The 15232-nt window shown below is 71.8% G+C and carries 15 protein-coding genes; 7 read left to right on the top strand and 8 right to left on the bottom strand.

Going from position 1 to position 15232, the window contains the following annotated elements; translation table 11 throughout:
* Nucleotides 1-25: 25 nt before the first annotated feature.
* Genes LX83_RS30035 through LX83_RS30025 form a run of 3 tightly spaced genes read left to right on the top strand, consistent with a single transcriptional unit; the run spans nt 26 to nt 2372 of the window.
* Nucleotides 26-772 (top strand): YcnI family copper-binding membrane protein, encoded by a 747-nt coding sequence (locus LX83_RS30035; RefSeq protein WP_253777418.1) that lies wholly within the window; start codon nt 26-28, stop codon nt 770-772.
* A complete protein-coding gene (locus tag LX83_RS30030; protein WP_253777416.1) occupies nt 769-1341 on the top strand; it encodes a copper resistance CopC family protein in 573 nt (190 codons plus the stop codon). The genes LX83_RS30035 and LX83_RS30030 overlap by 4 nt, the downstream gene beginning before the upstream one ends.
* The gene (locus tag LX83_RS30025) at nt 1338-2372 is read left to right on the top strand and encodes a copper resistance D family protein (RefSeq protein WP_253777414.1); all 1035 of its coding nucleotides are present in this window, start codon (nt 1338-1340) and stop codon (nt 2370-2372) included. Before LX83_RS30030 ends, LX83_RS30025 begins: the two co-directional genes overlap by 4 nt.
* 284 nt (nt 2373-2656) lie before the next feature.
* Here LX83_RS30025 and LX83_RS30020 read toward each other — a convergent pair whose 3' ends face one another.
* The 3 genes from LX83_RS30020 to LX83_RS30010 all read right to left on the bottom strand — a co-directional run bounded on the left by LX83_RS30020 (nt 2657) and on the right by LX83_RS30010 (nt 5590).
* Nucleotides 2657-2893 carry a hypothetical protein gene (locus tag LX83_RS30020; RefSeq protein WP_253777412.1) on the bottom strand — a complete coding sequence of 79 codons (237 nt, stop codon included), beginning with the start codon at nt 2891-2893 and terminating at the stop codon, nt 2657-2659.
* 282 nt (nt 2894-3175) lie between these two features.
* Nucleotides 3176-4174: a phosphotransferase family protein gene (locus tag LX83_RS30015; RefSeq protein WP_253777410.1), complete on the bottom strand. Its 999-nt coding sequence runs from the start codon at nt 4172-4174 to the stop codon at nt 3176-3178.
* Between the two features lie 45 nt (nt 4175-4219).
* Entirely contained in the window at nt 4220-5590 is a 1371-nt protein-coding gene (locus LX83_RS30010) for a helix-turn-helix transcriptional regulator (RefSeq protein WP_253777408.1), read from the bottom strand.
* A 594-nt stretch (nt 5591-6184) separates the two neighbouring features.
* Between LX83_RS30010 and LX83_RS30000 the strand changes: the two genes are divergently transcribed.
* Both LX83_RS30000 and LX83_RS29995 read left to right on the top strand, forming a co-directional pair.
* A complete protein-coding gene (locus LX83_RS30000; protein ID WP_253777406.1) occupies nt 6185-6604 on the top strand; it encodes a hypothetical protein in 420 nt (139 codons plus the stop codon).
* Between the two features lie 1520 nt (nt 6605-8124).
* Nucleotides 8125-8739 (top strand): TetR/AcrR family transcriptional regulator, encoded by a 615-nt coding sequence (locus LX83_RS29995; protein ID WP_253777404.1) that lies wholly within the window; start codon nt 8125-8127, stop codon nt 8737-8739.
* A 55-nt stretch (nt 8740-8794) separates the two neighbouring features.
* On the opposite strand, the gene LX83_RS29990 is transcribed toward LX83_RS29995, so the two are convergent.
* Nucleotides 8795-10159 carry a D-arabinono-1,4-lactone oxidase gene (locus LX83_RS29990; RefSeq protein WP_253777402.1) on the bottom strand — a complete coding sequence of 455 codons (1365 nt, stop codon included), beginning with the start codon at nt 10157-10159 and terminating at the stop codon, nt 8795-8797.
* Nucleotides 10160-10252: 93 nt separating this feature from the next.
* Between LX83_RS29990 and LX83_RS29985 the strand changes: the two genes are divergently transcribed.
* Nucleotides 10253-11464, top strand: coding sequence for an amino acid deaminase/aldolase (locus LX83_RS29985; RefSeq protein ID WP_253777400.1), 1212 nt, complete (start codon nt 10253-10255; stop codon nt 11462-11464).
* Between the two features lie 186 nt (nt 11465-11650).
* Here the strand turns inward: LX83_RS29985 and LX83_RS29980 are convergent, their stop codons facing one another.
* The 4 genes from LX83_RS29980 to LX83_RS29965 all read right to left on the bottom strand — a co-directional run bounded on the left by LX83_RS29980 (nt 11651) and on the right by LX83_RS29965 (nt 14922).
* Nucleotides 11651-12301, bottom strand: a complete 651-nt coding sequence (locus LX83_RS29980) for an SDR family oxidoreductase (RefSeq protein WP_253777398.1) — start codon at nt 12299-12301, stop codon at nt 11651-11653.
* 349 nt (nt 12302-12650) lie between these two features.
* Nucleotides 12651-13268, bottom strand: coding sequence for a hypothetical protein (locus LX83_RS29975; RefSeq protein ID WP_253777396.1), 618 nt, complete (start codon nt 13266-13268; stop codon nt 12651-12653).
* 327 nt (nt 13269-13595) lie between these two features.
* Complete coding sequence (locus tag LX83_RS29970; protein WP_308204077.1) at nt 13596-13976, bottom strand: DUF2630 family protein; 381 nt, start codon at nt 13974-13976, stop codon at nt 13596-13598.
* 178 nt (nt 13977-14154) lie between these two features.
* A complete protein-coding gene (locus tag LX83_RS29965) occupies nt 14155-14922 on the bottom strand; it encodes a Crp/Fnr family transcriptional regulator (protein WP_253777394.1) in 768 nt (255 codons plus the stop codon).
* A 28-nt stretch (nt 14923-14950) separates the two neighbouring features.
* Here LX83_RS29965 and LX83_RS29960 point away from each other — a divergent pair, with 28 nt between their 5' ends.
* A complete protein-coding gene (locus tag LX83_RS29960; RefSeq protein WP_253777391.1) occupies nt 14951-15223 on the top strand; it encodes a YciI family protein in 273 nt (90 codons plus the stop codon).
* The last annotated feature ends 9 nt before the right edge of the window (nt 15224-15232 follow it).

Raw genomic sequence — 15232 nt, 5'->3', positions numbered from 1 at the left:
CTTTTCGATCAGGAGCGAGAAGCACATGTCCATCACCCATCGCCCCGGCCGTCTGCTGGCCCGGGCCGGCGGCGCGCTTGCCGTCGCCGGTCTGACCGTGCTCGCCACCGCCGCCCCGGCCCTGGCGCACGTCAGCGCCAATCCCGGTGAGGCGACCAAGGGCGGTTACACCAAGATCACCTTCCGGGTGCCCAACGAGCGGCCCGACAGCGGCACGGTGAAGATCGAGGTCTCCCTGCCCGCCGACCACCCGATGACCTCGGTCCGCCCCAAGCCGGTGCCGGGCTGGCGCGCCGAGGTGGTCAAGGCCCCGCTGGACCAGCCGATCGAGTCGCACGGCGCGCAGATCACCGAGGCGGTGCGCACCGTCAGCTGGACGGCCGAGCAGGGCACCCGCATCGAGCCCGACCAGTTCAACGAGTTCGACCTGTCACTCGGCCCGCTGCCCGATGACGTCGACCAGCTGGTCATGCCGACCAAGCAGACCTACGACAGCGGTGAGGTGGTCAACTGGGACGCCCAGCCGCCCGCGGCCGGCGCCGAGGAGCCGGAACACCCGGCACCGGTCGTCAAGCTGGTGGCCGGCGAGTCTGACAACCACGGCACACAGCAGACCATGAGTGCCACTGCCACCGCGACCAACAACCAGTCAGCCTCGGGTGGCACTGACACCACGGCGCGCTGGCTGGGCGGGGCCGGCCTGGTGGTCGGTGCGCTCGGACTCGGGTTCGGCGCGGGCGCGGTGCTGCGCGCCCGGAGGCGTTCGGCATGAGGCGCGCGCTGGCTGTTCTCCTGCTCGCCGGGTTCGCCGTGATCGGCACGGCCACCCCGGCACTCGCGCACAACGTCCTGGTCAGCAGTGATCCGCCGAACGGCGCGTCCGTGCAGACCGGACCGCAGCAGGTGACCCTGACCTTTGACCAGCCGGTCCAGGGCGAGTTCAACACGGTCACCGTGGTGGGCCCGGACAACACCCACTGGGAGGCCGGGCCGCCGAGCGTGCGCAACAACGTGGTGACCACCCCGGTGCTCCCCCTGGGTCCGGCCGGGGAGTACACCGTCGGCTACCGCATCCTGTCCGCGGACGGCCACCCCGTGTACGCCTCGGTGAAGTTCACCCTGACCACGGCCGGCACCGGCACGCCAGCACCCCCGTCACAGGCCAGCACCACGGCCGCGGCCACCGGCTCGGACGCGGGCGGTGGCGGCGGCATGCCGGTGTGGCCGTGGATCGTGGGCGCGGTGGTGCTGCTCGGTGGCGGGCTGGCCGTCGCCCTGCGCGCGGGCGCTTCCGGCGGCGGGGACACGTCCGGCGAGCGACCAGGAGACGACCAGCGATGACCACGGCCCGGACCACCGTCCCCACCAGGTATCCCCTGGTCTACTGCGCCGTGTTCGGCGGAGTGGCCGGCGTGCTGGTCGGCATGGCCCTGGTGGTCGTGACGCCGTCAGCGGCCGGCCCGGTCGCCGGGCTGGTGCAGCCGGGGACGGTGGTCCGGTTCGGCATTCCCCTGGTCCGCACCCTGTTGGACCTGTCAGCGGCGGTGGCGGTGGGGCTGAGCCTGCTGCCCAAGCTGCTCGGCTTCGACCGGCCCGGCCAGACCGAGCCGATCATGCGCGTGGCCCGGCCGGCCGCGGTGGTGGCGGCCGGGGTGTGGGCGGTGGCCGCCCTGGTGTCGGTGGTGTTGCAGGCCGCGGAGGTGCGCCCGGACCAGCCGCTGACCACCGGGGCGGTGCTGGCCTACGTGGCCGAGGTGGCCGCCGGCAAGGGCCTGCTGCTCAGCGCCGGGCTGGCCGTCTGCGCCGCGCTGGTCGGCGTGCTGGCCGTGCGGCGCGGCGAGTCGGTACCCGCTGAGCTGCGCATTCTGCTCACCCTGTGCGGTCTGCTGCCGATGCCGCTGACCGGGCACGCGTCCAACTGGCAGTACCACGACCTCACGATGATCTCGATGGAGCTGCACGTGCTGGGCGCCGCCGCCTGGGCGGGCGGGCTGGCCGCGGTGGTGGGCCTGGTGGCCTTCCGCCGGGGTCTGCTGGCCTCGGTGCTGCCCCGGTTCTCCCGGCTGGCCACGCTGTGCCTGGTGCTGGTCGCGGTGACCGGGCTGGTCAACGGGCTGATCGAACTGGCCGTCAACCCGGTGGTGCACCTGCCGGCCTCGCTGGTCACCACCGGGTACGGCCTGGTGCTGCTCGGCAAGATCGGGTGCGCGGCCGTGCTGGCCGCCCTGGGCGGGCACATCCGGTGGCGGCTGATGCCCAGGATCGTCCGGCACCAGGTCACGGCGCTGCTGGGCTGGGCCGCGTTCGAGATGGTGGTGATGGGCCTGGCGTTCGGCCTGGCCGTGGTGCTGTCCCGGGCGCCGGTGGCCTGACCGGGAAGGAAGGCCCTGGTCACCCGGTTCGGCGCGGGGCGGAGCGGAGGCGTGGTTGGCGGGGCGGGTTGATGCTGGTGGACCGGCTGGCGGTGGCGTGCGCGGGTGGCCGGTGGCGCGGCGGAGCGAGCTGGTGAACGGGGTGTTCCTCGGCGGTGACTTCGGCGTGCCGGCACCCGTTCCCAACCGGTCACCGTTTGGGAAGTACCGCTCACCGGATATTCGATCACGCTCCGAGTCTGTTTGATTACCCTCCGGTTATCTCGCCGTTACGCGCCCAAAGGTCAGTCCTGCTCGGTGAACTGCCGGCTGGCCGCGCCCTGGCGCAGCTCTTCCAGCCGCAGCATGGTGGCCTGGCCGCGGCGGTCCAACTCCCGGCTGTCGATCCAGCCGGCCGCGTAGTGCCGGTACGCCTGCGCGAGCATCACCAGCTCGGCCAGGTAGTCAGCGGCTCTGCGACGGCGCGCTTCGGAGAAGCCGACCAGCAGTGGTAACTGCGTGTCCACCACCTCGTCGAGCATCCGAGCGGAGCGCAGGGCCCGCCTGGCACGCCAACGTCGTAAGCCAAACGCACTAGCCAACCCGGTCACCGTAACAGTTCACCTCGCCACCACGTTCACGCCATGCGGGCGTCGGGTACTCAGCAGTCGCCGCGCCGGACGGGTGGCCGAATGTCAGACAGAGGTTTCCGCCGCCCGCGCCCAATCGCACCGCCAGAAGTCCGATTGGATGCGCCCCGATGCTGCCTTCGTCGCTCTCCGACCAGCCAGTGTTACCAGCCGGCGGTGCGGCGATTCGCAACGCTACCGGTAGGGGGACCAGGTTGACGAGGTGTTGCCGGCCCGGAAGTCGGCGAGGCGGCGGTGGAGTTCGTCCCGCACGGCCGGGTTGCTGCGCAGGATCGGCAGCACGCTGGTGGTCAGCTTCAGCTCGCGGACCTGGCGTAGCACCGGGTAGCCGGACCACCCGGTGACGTCGAAGCCGTACTCGGCCACCAGCTGCCGGTACCACTGGCTGGGGTGACCGAGCCGGGCCACGCCCACCGGCAGCGCGGTCAGGTCCCACTCCGGCGGGCCCAGGCAGGTGGAGTCGAAGTCGCACAGCACCGGACCGTGCCGCCCCAGGATCACGTTGCCCACGTGCGCGTCGCCGTGCACCACGGCCGGGGGCAGGGGAAACCGCAGCTCGGCGAGCTGGGTCTCGATCTCGGCGCACCGCCGTTCCAGGAACTCCCGGTCCTCGGCGGCCAGCTCCTCGGCATCGGCCAGCCGGCGGCGCACGTCGTCCAGGGGCTGCCAGGGTGGCAGGCCGTCCGGGGGCGGCAGCCGGTGCAGCCGGCGCAGCAGCACGGCCAGGTCGCGGCCGTCGGCCCGGCGGTGTCCCGACGGCACGGTCAGCCACAGCGTGGCCAGGTGTTCGCCAGCCCGCACCGGCTGTGCCACACCGGGCAGCAGCCGAACGGCCGGCACGTCGTGTTCGGCCAGCCAGTTCGCCACCCGCACCACCTTGCGCACCCGGTGGCGCAGGGCCACGGAGCCCACGATGCGCACCACCACGGGGTGGCTGGCCAGCTGGAACACCGCGTTGTTTGTGAACCGCAGCAGGGTGGCGCCGCGGTGGTCGAGGCCGGCGCCGGCACAGATCCGCGCCAGGGCCGCGTGCAGTTTGTCGAGGGTGAACCGGCCGGGGGCGACGGCCGGTTCACGCGCGCCACCGCGCCCCGAGACGCTGGCGCCGTGCCTGGCCCCGGCCGTGCCGACGTGCTGCTGGCCGGGTGGGTCGGCAGTGGGTACCGCGGTCATGGCTTCCTGCCGGGATGGCTGGGAAGGTGGGCGGGTCGGGGTGGCTCAGGCCGCGGTGAACTTGGCGATGCGCTCGGCCAGGTCACGCGCGTCCGGGTTGTTCCGGCGCCGCTCCGCCTCCTTCTGCAGTGGCCTCATCCGGTCCTTGGTGCGCACCGACTTCAGGTCCTCGGCCAGGTCGACGGCCTGGATGCCGACCTTGGCCCCGTGGTCGATGTCGCCCTCCAACAGGTGGTTGGTGGACAGCGAGGTGAGGTTGAACGAGCGGCTGCGGGCCATGTCCTCGCCGTAGGCGTCGATCGCCTTGGTCAGCGCCGGGATGGCGAAGCGCGTGTACTTCACGTCCACGGTCTGCGCCAGCTCGGTGTGCACCGTGCCGATCATCGCCGACAGGTCGGTCTGGTCGAAGAACTTGGCCCAGCCGGGCGCGTTGGGCACGTCGGCCCTGGCGAACTCGTCCCTGGTCCGGCCGAGCAGCTTCAGCGCTTGGTCGTCGCGGCCCATCTTGGCGTAGGCCCACGCCTCGTTGGCGCACAGCACGGCCACCGCCAGTTCCGAACCCGACTCCTGCGCGGCGATCTGGCCCAGCTGGAACAGCTTGAGCGCGTCGTCGGGCTCGTTCTGGTGCAAGTACACCCGGCCCATCCGGTAGAGCACGTTGGCGACCAGGGCGTCGTTGTTGCCCTGCCTGGCCAGTTCCAGGGCGCGCCCGAAGTGGGTGCGGGCCGAGTCGACCAGGCCGGTGTCGAACGAGGTCCAGCCGGCCAGGTTGTGCAGGTCGGCCAGGGCCACGTAGAGCCGTTCCTTGACCACGTCGGTGCCCTGGGCGCCCAGCATCTGCTGGCCCCAGGACAGCTGGGCCACCACCGCGTCCCGGCAGGAGCCGCCGCCGTACTGGTAGTCCAGGGCGCGCAGTGCTCTGGTCGCGGCCTCGATCTGCCGCACGTCCGTCATGCCGATTCTGCCCGGGGCCGGAGTCTGGATGGGATGAGAAACCCACGACCCGGAGTCCGCGCCGAGCACGGCGGCTCCCATGGTCACGGTTGCGGCGTGCGCGAGGAACCTCCGACGCTTCACCGACTCTTCCTCCTCAGCCTGGGGGTCGTCCGTGTTGGCGGCGACCCTCACCGCGGTGGCCTCGTCATAGGCGAGACCCATGTACCCGCGCGGGACATTCAGGCCGTCGGCGATCCTCGCGAGCACGTCGTAGGCCATGACCTGGCGACCCTTGAGGATTTCCGAGACCTCGGACTGCGACTGACCCGTAAGCGCCGCGATCTGGCGCTGGGACACGCCGTGACGGCGGAGTAACCGGTACACCGAGCTGATGTCCCGGGCCGCCAGCGCGTCCCTCATGTCCTGCTGCTCCCAGACGTCACCTGTAACAGGAGAGCCCTGGGAACCGATTGTGTTCATTTGCGCCCCCTCACAGTCCTACGGGCGTCATCGGCAGAGTAAGGGCACTTCTCAAGACGGAGAAGTGCCCTTCGGTGGGGCTGATCAGTCCGGGCGAACTCCAGTGACCGCTTACCGTGGAGCGCGCACCGATCAGCGCTATGCCGTCCCGTTCCTGTGTAAATCATCGCAACCTAGGTTTTCGTAAGCGAGTGAACCCCGTAAGCGACTGAGTACGGAGAGGAACCGCGATCGTGGACGTGATAGAGCGGGCTGCCACCACCGGTGGATCGCCAGGGCTGATCGAGTCCGCGCGGGCCGAGTCGGCTGGCTCTCCTGCGGTCTCCCCTGCCGTGTCCGAAAACCTTTCGGCTGAGCCCGAGAATGCGGACTCGGGCTGGCGCGGGTCTACTGGACACCGTCGCTGGTGGCGGATTCGGTGTAGCGACGTCGTTGATCGTGACCGTTGCCTCACCGTGCTCGTTGATCGAGACACCGTGGTCCTGGTCGGGCCCCCCGGAGAGACCGCGGTGTTGTCGGCGGGCCAGCTCGGTCAACTCCGAGCTGCCCTACGTGAAGCCGCTGAGCAGGCGGAAAGGTGACGGTGACGTTGCGGTGGACGAGATACTGGGCCAGGTTCTGCGCAACGCGGTGTGGGAACGGCTTGATCTGATCAGCGAACTCGCCAACCGCGCCGACGCCCCCTCGCTGCTGTCCGTGGCTCGTTCCGAGCTGCCTCGGCTGACCGAGGGCTGGCGCGCCCTGCTGGCCGCGCACGAGCCGGACCAGAAGGGCAACTGCCCAGAGTGTTCTTCACGGTGGCGACAGCAGAAGTCGCCCTGCCCGGTGTGGCGGGCCGCGTACGAGCATCTGGTGGCCGGTGGACTGGCCCCCAGGATGTCTCGGCACCGCCGCACTCCCACCGAGGTGCCTCCTACCCGAGGTCGACGCCCGGCCGCCGGAACGGCGTCCAGTGCGGTGTCCGGTGCGACAACGGTCGCGGACACCGCCGGAGCGTCCCCTGGAGCGCACTGAGGGCAGGCGGCGGCGACCTGTGCCTGACCCCGACTGAGCACAGCTCGCGTGTCCGCCAGTCAGCCGGTGGCCCGGTCGGGCGTACCCCCGACCGCCCCGTACCGGGCCACCGGTGCGACCCGCCAGCGCCTGCCGCTGGCCACAACAGCACAGTTGTCCACCGAGTTCTCCCCGGCCCGTGCCGGGTGAGCCACGACTTCCGCGGGCCGGCGCTGCTGCGCACACTCTTCCCCCGACCGGCGCCGGTCCGCGGACCCCAATCGTCACGCCGGGTGCCCGCCACCCGGCGTTTCCCGTCCGGTGTTCCCCGTCCGGACAGCGCTTGCCAGCGTGCCGCGGCCGGCGCCCAACCGGCCGGGGCCCACCCGGCCGGGGCCCACCCGGCCGGCCCCACCTGACCGGCCCGCCAGTCACCCGGTCCGCTCCCGAGCGCCGGCGGAATCCGACCCGGCCGCGCCCGCCAGCACACATTCAGCGGTTCCGGGTCGGGCCGCGTTGGCCGCGGGCTTTGGCTTGCCCTCGGGCGGAAAGTACTTGACCATCCTCATCGGGACAACGTTGACGAACTCCGCTGCACGACCAAGAACACGGCCGCCGGAAACGACATATGAATTGTTCATAACTCCATTAGGTCCGTTTTTCGGTACGCCTGGCTTTCACCACCGGTTCCGGGCATCGGATTTTCATCCAAAAAGACGCGGGGCTGGTCTCGGCGTGACACTCGGAGTAGGACCCGAGCACGCCCGCTCCCCCGGGATAACCGCGGCCACCCGGTGCGCCACATATGCGATCGCCAGGCCGGCGGAGACCGCCCCTTCCGAGCTGATCACCCGATCCGGTCCACCTGCCCCCAACCGGCAACCCCGGCGCGGTCACCCCGGCCGACCCCGCCCCTGCCGACCCCGCCCCGGCCGCGGAGCCGTTGGCGCTGGCCAGGCCCTGTTGGCGGTCGCGGACCCGGTTGGCGGGCCACTTCGCGGCCGTCGTCCACACCGAACCCGGCCCCCACAACCCGGCCCCCACAGCCCGACCCCCACGGCTCCGCACTCCCCGCCTGGCACCCCGCCCCGGCCGCGCGGACAGGCGTGGACAGGTGCGGTCCGGTGTGGACCGGGACAACCAGCGAGAAAAGCCAACTAGGTGCTTTGACAAACAAATCATTTGTCCCGGTTTGGTTGCACCGGCCAGAGAAGTACTGGATGACTCGATTCAGTGGTTATGATCTTCCGCCAGTGGTGCCGACACACCCGTATCACCGTTGCTCCGGATGCCACCGGTCCCGGGCGCGACAGGACGCGACACGTCGGGACGAGCCGGTTGGTTCAGCACCAGGATGGTCACGTCAAAACGGTCCCCCACTCCCGTCCGCGACTTGCCAGCGGCGGAATCCGACGGACCGGGCCGGCTGCACCAGGGACCGGAACCCAGCACCTGTTCACCCTTGGGCGTGTCGGGCCGCACACCCCGGTGCGCGTCCGCCCACCCGGGCAAGATGGAGCCCCCACGTCGAAGGAGTCGCCGTGTCCACCCCCACTCCGCTGAGACGCAAGCCGGTCCAGCAACGCAGCGCCCAGCGCGTCGAACGGATGCTCGACGCGTGCGCCGAACTCATCGACCAGGTCGGTTTCGACGGGGTGACCACCACGCTGATCGCGGAACGGGCCGGTGTCGCGGTCGGCTCGCTCTACCAGTTCTTCCCGGACAAGCGGGCCGTGGTGCAGGCGCTGACCCTGCGCAACCTGGACCGCTTCCTGGCCGCGGTGGGCGAGCGGTTCTCGGCGATCGAGGCACGGCACTGGTGGGACGCGGTGGAGCCGGTGTTCGACGTCTACGTGGCCATGCACCGCAGCGTGCCGGGCTTCAGCCGGCTGCACTTCGGCGACGTGGTCGACCACCGGTTGCTGGACGACCGGATGGACAACAACGCGGTGATCGCCAACCGCCTGGCCCAGCTCATCGCGGAACGCTTCGACCTGCCCCTGACCAACCTGCGACTGCCGCTGGCCGTGGCGGTGGAGGCGGCCGACGGCGTGCTGAACCTGGCCTTCCGCCGCTCACCAGCGGGTGACCCGGCGGTGTTGACCGAGGCCAAGAACCTGGTCCGGGGCTACCTGGCCGGCTGCCTCGGCGAGTGAGCGGATCGGGCCGCGCTCACCCCGGCGGTGGCGCTCGCCCGACCAGGTGGCGCGCTCAGCCCGACCCGGTGCCCGTGCCCGGTGCGCCCAGCACCCGGTCGAGGTAGGCGTTGCGGAACCGCCCCTGCGGGTCCACCTCGGCCCGCACCCGTTGGAAGTCGGCGAACCGCGGGTAGCGTGCTGCCAGCGCGGTCGCGTCCAGCCGGTGCAGCTTGCCCCAGTGCGGCCGGCCGTCAACGGCTCCGGCCACCGCCTCGAACAGGTCGAAGTACTCCCGGTAGGGCATGCCCACGTACTGGTGCACGGCCACGTAGGCGGTGTCCCGGCCGTGCGCGGTGGACAGCCAGATGTCGTCGCCACTGGCCACGCGCACCTCGACCGGGAACATCACCGGGTGGATCAACCTGGGCACCCGCGCGCGCAGTTCGGCGAGCACGTGCGGCAGCGCGGCCCTGGGCACGGCGTACTCGGACTCCACGAACCGCACCCGCCGGGTGGTGGCGAACACGCGGTAGGAGCGGTCACTGTAGCGGCGGGTGGACAGGGCGGCGCTGGACAGCGCCTGGAGCGGGCGGACCAGCGCGGGCACGGCCCGGCCGAGGCGGCACAGCGTGCCGAACGCCGCGTTCTCCACCAGCTCGTACTCGACGTAACCGCGCAGCCGGCCCAGTGGCCGGGCCGGCTGGTCGGGTGGCAGCCGGTTGTTGCGCTTGACCAGGGCGTTGCGGCCGTAGGGGAACCAGTAGAACTCGAAGTGGTCGTTGTGTTCGACCAACTCGGGCAGGTGGTCCAGCACCTGCTCCAGGCGTTGCGGACGTTCGTCGGCGGCCAGCGTGAACGCGGGCACGCAGCGCAGGGTGACGGTGGTGAGCACGCCCAGTGCGCCCAGGCCGACCCTGGCGGCCTGGAACAGCTCGGGGCGTTCCTCGGCCGAGCAGCGCACCAGGCTGCCGTCGGCCAGCACCAGTTCCACGGCCACGACCTGGGTGGCCAGCCCGCCGAGGCGGCTGCCGGTGCCGTGGGTGCCGGTGGCGATGGCCCCGGCCACGGTCTGCGCGTCGATGTCGCCGAGGTTGGCCATGGCCAGGCCGTGGCGGTCGAGTTCGAGGTTGAGCTGGCGCAGCGGGGTGCCGGCGCGGACGGTGACCAGCCCGGTTGTCGCGTCGGCCGTGACCACGCCGCGCCAGTTCCGCAGGTCAACGGCCACGCCCGTGGTGGCGGCGATGGCGGTGAACGAGTGGCCGGCGCCGCGCGGGCGCACGGTCAGCCCGTGCTGGGCGGCGTGGGTGACGGTGTCGACGATCTCCTCGACGCTGCGGGGACAGGTCACGCGGGCCGGTGTGGCACGGGCGGTTCCGGCCCAGTTCGTCCACTGGCCAGTTGTGGGTGGTCCACTGGGCAGCCGCCGCGATCCCGCCATGCCGTCGCTCCCGGTAGTGGGGGACTCACTGAGGGCTCAGAGATTAGGTGAAACCTATTCACATTACAAGGTGGTGGCCCGTACCGTACGGATGTGCCCACCGAGCCGGAGTTGGACAGGCTGGAGGCCGCTACCAAGGGGCTTGACCCGCCGTTCGCCGTCGTCGACCTCGCCGCCTTCGACCACAACGCCACCGACCTGCTCCGCCGGGCCGGCGGCGTGCCGATCCGACTGGCCACCAAGTCGGTCCGCTGCCGCTACCTGCTGGAACGCGCGCTGGCCCGCACCGGGTTCCGCGGCCTGATGTGCTACACGCTGGCCGAGGCGCTGTGGTTGTGCGGCCTGGGCACCAGTGACGACCTGCTGGTCGCCTACCCCACCGCGGACCGGGCCGGGCTGCGCCGCCTGGCCGCCGATCCGGTGGCCCGCCGCGCCATCACCATCACCGTGGACTCACTGGCCCACCTCGACCTGGTGGACGCGGCCCTGGGCGCTGACCACCCCGAGATCCGCGTCTGCCTCGAACTGGACACCGCCTGGCGTCCGCTGCCCGGCGTGCACGTGGGCACGCGTCGCTCACCGGTGCGCACGCCAGTCCAGGCCGTCACCCTGGCCGAGCAGATCACGCGTCGGCCAGGCTTCGCCCTGGTCGGGATCATGGCCTACGAGGGGCAGATCGCTGGCGTGGGTGACGCGCCACCAGGACGTCCGCTGTACGGGGCGGCCGTCAGGTGGATGCAACGCCGTTCAGCCGCTGAGTTGGCGGCACGACGCGCCGCTGTGGTGGCCGCGGTGCGGTCGGTGGCGCCGCTGGAGTTCGTGAACGGTGGCGGCACCGGCAGCCTGGAGGTCACCCGCGCGGACAACGCGGTGACCGAACTGGCGGCCGGGTCGGGTCTGTTCGGCCCCACCCTGTTCGACGCGTACCGGGCGTTCCGGCCGCGGCCGGCCGCGCTGTTCGCCCTGCCGGTGGTGCGCCGGCCGGGCCGGCGTTCGGCCACGCTGCTGACCGGCGGGTACCTGGCGTCCGGGCCGGCCAAGGCGGACCGGCTGCCCCAGCCGTACCTGCCGGCCGGGCTGCGGTTGACCGCGACGGAGGGCGCGGGTGAGGTGCAGACGCCGGTGGTCGGCCGGGCCGCCGCACGGCTGCGGCCGGGTGACCGGGTCTGGCTGCGCCACGCCAAGGCCGGTGAGCTGGCCGAGCGGTTCACGGAGTTCCACCTGGTCAGCGGGGACGGCGCGGCACGAGCCGTGGTGGAGCGAACCGTGCCCACCTACCGCGGCGAGGCCACCTGCTTCGGGTAGTGGCCCGGGTTGTTCTCGCGCCCCAGGCCAGCCCCCCGCCCTCCCAGGGGGGCGACCCCGGGTTCAGCCTATCCGTGGTCCGGCCGGGAGCGGGGAGTGCTCGCTCAGCTGTGGACAACTCCGCGGGTGACCGTTCGTCTGGTCCATTGGTGCGGTCCAGCTGTCCACAGCCAACCGTTCGTCGCGTCAGACTGCCGAAACAGCGTCAGGGATCGGCGTGTCGCCGCCGATCAGTTCCAGGGTGCGTCGCACGGTCGTGGGGTGGTCGAGCAGTGCGAGCACCACGGCTGCCACATCCTGACGGCTGACCGAGCCGTACGGGACGCGCTCGGCCAGCTGAACCCGACCGGTTCCTGGCTCGTCAGTCAGCGAGCCTGGCCGGAGGATTGTCCAGTCCAGGTCACGCGCGCGCAGGTCGTCCTCGGCCGCGCCCTTGGCCCGCAGGTAGGCGGTGAACACCTCGTCCATGCCGGGCGCACCGGCGCGGTCGATGCCCATCGAGCTGATCTGGATGAACCGCCGCACCCCGGCGGCCTCGCAGGCGTCGGCCAGCAGGACCGAGGCCGCCCGGTCCACCGTTTCCTTGCGCGCCGCGCCGCTGCCCGGGCCAGCCCCGGCCGCGAACACGACCGCGTCCGCGCCGCTGACGTGCTCAACCACCTCGCCGACCTCGGCCCGTTCCAGATCGCAGACCACCGGTTCGGCCTCCAGCGCGCGCAGGTCCGCGCAGTGGTCGGGATTGCGCACCAGGCCGACCGGCAGGTCGTCGCGTTCGGCGAGCAGCCGCTCCAACAACCGGGCGATCTTGCCGTGGCCTCCAGCTATGACGACTCGCATGGCACTGAGCCTAGAACGCCATCACGGTCTTCCGCCGGGTAGAGAGCCGCCCGGTTGGCGCTCCGGCCGCCGGACGGGGATCCGGGTGGGACGCGGGTCCGGGCGGCCGAGCAGCCGAGTGGTCGCGGGCCGCGTGTTCCAGTTCCAGTGTCCGATCAGGACTGTCCGAACGGGAGGGTTGACGGATCGGCACCGGGTGGCGTGCGGCGGGTTCTGGTGCGCTGGTTCACCGGGCTGGAGTGGGCGGCGGCGACAGGGTGTGCGCGGGGTGGCCGGGCGGACGCGGTGGGTGCAAGTCAGCGCGGCGCGGTGGGGCTGGGCCGGGGCGGGCGTGTTCGGTGGTACGGGGTCAGCTGGTGGTGGCCAGCACGCGCTCGTACACCAGCTCGTTGACCCACCGGGTCACCGCGGTGTCCTCGACCGGGACGTTGTCCTGCCGGCCGGCCAGGTCCAGCGCCAGCGTGCCGTCCTGGTCAACGCTCAGCACGGTCACGCCGTAGCGGCGCGCGCGGGGCAGGCAGTTGCTGATGTAGTCGTGCGACAACACCGCGGCCGCCGGCAGCACGATCGCGCCGTGGCCGTAGCGGGCAAAGGGCACCACCGAGGCCAGGGCGGTGCGCCAGTGCTTGGCCGCCGCGACCACGCCGACCAGTCGGACGGCGGCGGGTGGGACCCGCCCCTCCATCTCCGGCCACACCCAGGTGGCCACGGTGGTGCGGTCGGCCACCGGGCCGGCGCCGAGGCAGACGCGCTCGGCGTGCGCTTCGGCGAGCAGTTCGGCGATCACGACGACCCGCCGCCCCATCAACGTCATCTGCGGCAGCACCGTGCCCTGCCAGCCAAGTCGCTCGGCCGCGCTGGCCGCGAGTTCCTCCTGGGTCGCCGGAAGCTCCGGGATCGGAACGACCTGGGACGGCAGTGGCGTCGCATCGTTCTCAACCGCCGTACGCGCTGGCGTGCCGTTCACGGAGTGCCTCCCTTTGGCGACGACAGCGGCGGTAGCACCGCCGCTTCAACTGCGTGCAGTTAATTGCCTACCAAGAACAAGAGGCTCCGCTTCCCGGATCGGGCTTCCCTGCGATCGGCGGCGCTAAGCGGTCGGTGACCGGTCGATGGCGAGTAGCGCGACTTTAGCCGGGCAATGCGGCCGTCTGGGTGACAGGAAGGCTGGGCGGTCACCGCGAAAACCGGGAAAAGGTAAGCGGAGGGTGTTCGCCCGCGCTGTGCCGCCAACCGCGCGAGCGAACCACGTCCGCGTGGGCCGCCACTTCTGTGCGGTCCACCACCGGGGAACTCACTGGAGGTAGCGCTCCACTTCCTCCTTGGGACGCGGCTGCGCCCGATCGGCGTCCTGGCCGGCCACGCGCAACGCCCGCCGCTGGCGGAGCAGGTCCCAGCACTGGTCCAGCGAGGCTTCCACATTGGACAGTCGCCGCCGTTCCTCCGCGGTGTCCAGTTCGCCGCGCTGGGCCCGCTCGCGCAGTTCGTGCTCCTCGTGGATGAGTTGCTCGATCCGGTTGAACACGTTCTGCTCCCGCGCCCGCTCGCTCGGCCCGGAGGCGTCCCCGGCCATGGCCTGCCTCGCCCGCCTGGCCTGCTCCGGCGTCGCGGTGCTGGACGTGTCCGGCGTCTTCGGGATCTGTTGCTGGGGTAGCTGGTTCGGTGTCTCCGACACGACTCGTCCTCCTCGTCACCTCGGCACGCCTGGCACGTGCTCACCGCTCGCCACTCGCCGGACACTGACCGGCGCGGCCGGCGTTGACCGGAGCTGGCGCCTGGTCCAGCGTCCGATCAGGACTGCCTCAATCGACCATGCGCCACCGGTGGCTGTCGCGCCACCGCTGTGCCAGCGATCAGCCCAGCCCGTCCGGTGTCCTCGCCCGGGCGGTGAGGCGGTCGAGCGCCAGCACGTGCACCGCGCCCGGTTCGACTCGCACCAGCCCGTCCCGGGCCAGGGCACGCAGCGCCCGGTTGACCGACACCCGGCTGGCACCCACCGCCTCGGCGAGGCCGGCCTGCGCGCCGGGCAGGACCACCCTGGCCCCGGCCCGACTGGCCGTGTCCCGACTGGCCGTGTCCCGACTGGTCCCGGGGCGACCGGCGGCGCGGACCAGCCAGGCGGCCACCCGCGCGGTGGTGTCCGTGAACGACGCGCGCACCAGCTGTTCCTGTTGGTGGCGGAGTTGCCTGGACAGGTAGCCCAGCACGTGGTGACGCACGGCCGGGACGTCGTCGATCAGGTCGCGCAACGCCTCGGCTGGCAGCAGTCGCAACCGGGTGCGGCAGGTCGAGATCCAGGTCGCGCTGTGGCCGCTGCCGTCGAGCACGGCCGCCTTGTCGACCGTGCAGGGCGCGGGGAACTCCCCCAACCGCAGCCGCCGGCCCTCGGCGGTGTCGTGCAGCGCGGTCAGCGCACCGGCCACCACCACGACGAGGTGGTCGGCGGGTTGGCCGCGCACCGCGACCACGGTTCCGGCACGCACCACCCGCGCCGTCGAGCGGCGCACCAGGCTGTCCAGCCGGGCCGGGTCGACCAGGGCGAACAGCGGAACGGCCGCGAGCGCGGCCACCTCCGCCGACAGATCCCGCGTCAGCCGAGTATCACGTGATACAGCGCCCATGACCGGTTCGCTCCTACCGTCGCGCCCCATGTACGTCCTCGAACTCGCCTTCTCGCCCAGTTCCCGTCGGCTCGCGGCGCGGTCGGCCCACCGGCAGCGGCTGGTGGAGCTGCACGAGCAGGGGGTGCTGGTGCAGGCCGGACCGTGGCAGGACGGCACCGGCGCCCTGCTGGTGTTCGACACCGACGCCCAGGGCGTGGCGGACATCATCGCCGCCGACCCCTACTACCGCACCGACGGCGTGACCGTGGTGGCACTGCGGCGCTGGCAGCCGGTTGTCGGTGCCGGCGCCGCTCCGTGACGCGGTCGG

Source organism: Goodfellowiella coeruleoviolacea (assembly GCF_024171785.1).
Lineage (GTDB): Bacteria > Actinomycetota > Actinomycetes > Mycobacteriales > Pseudonocardiaceae > Goodfellowiella > Goodfellowiella coeruleoviolacea.
This window is presented reverse-complemented; position numbering and strand designations above follow the sequence as displayed.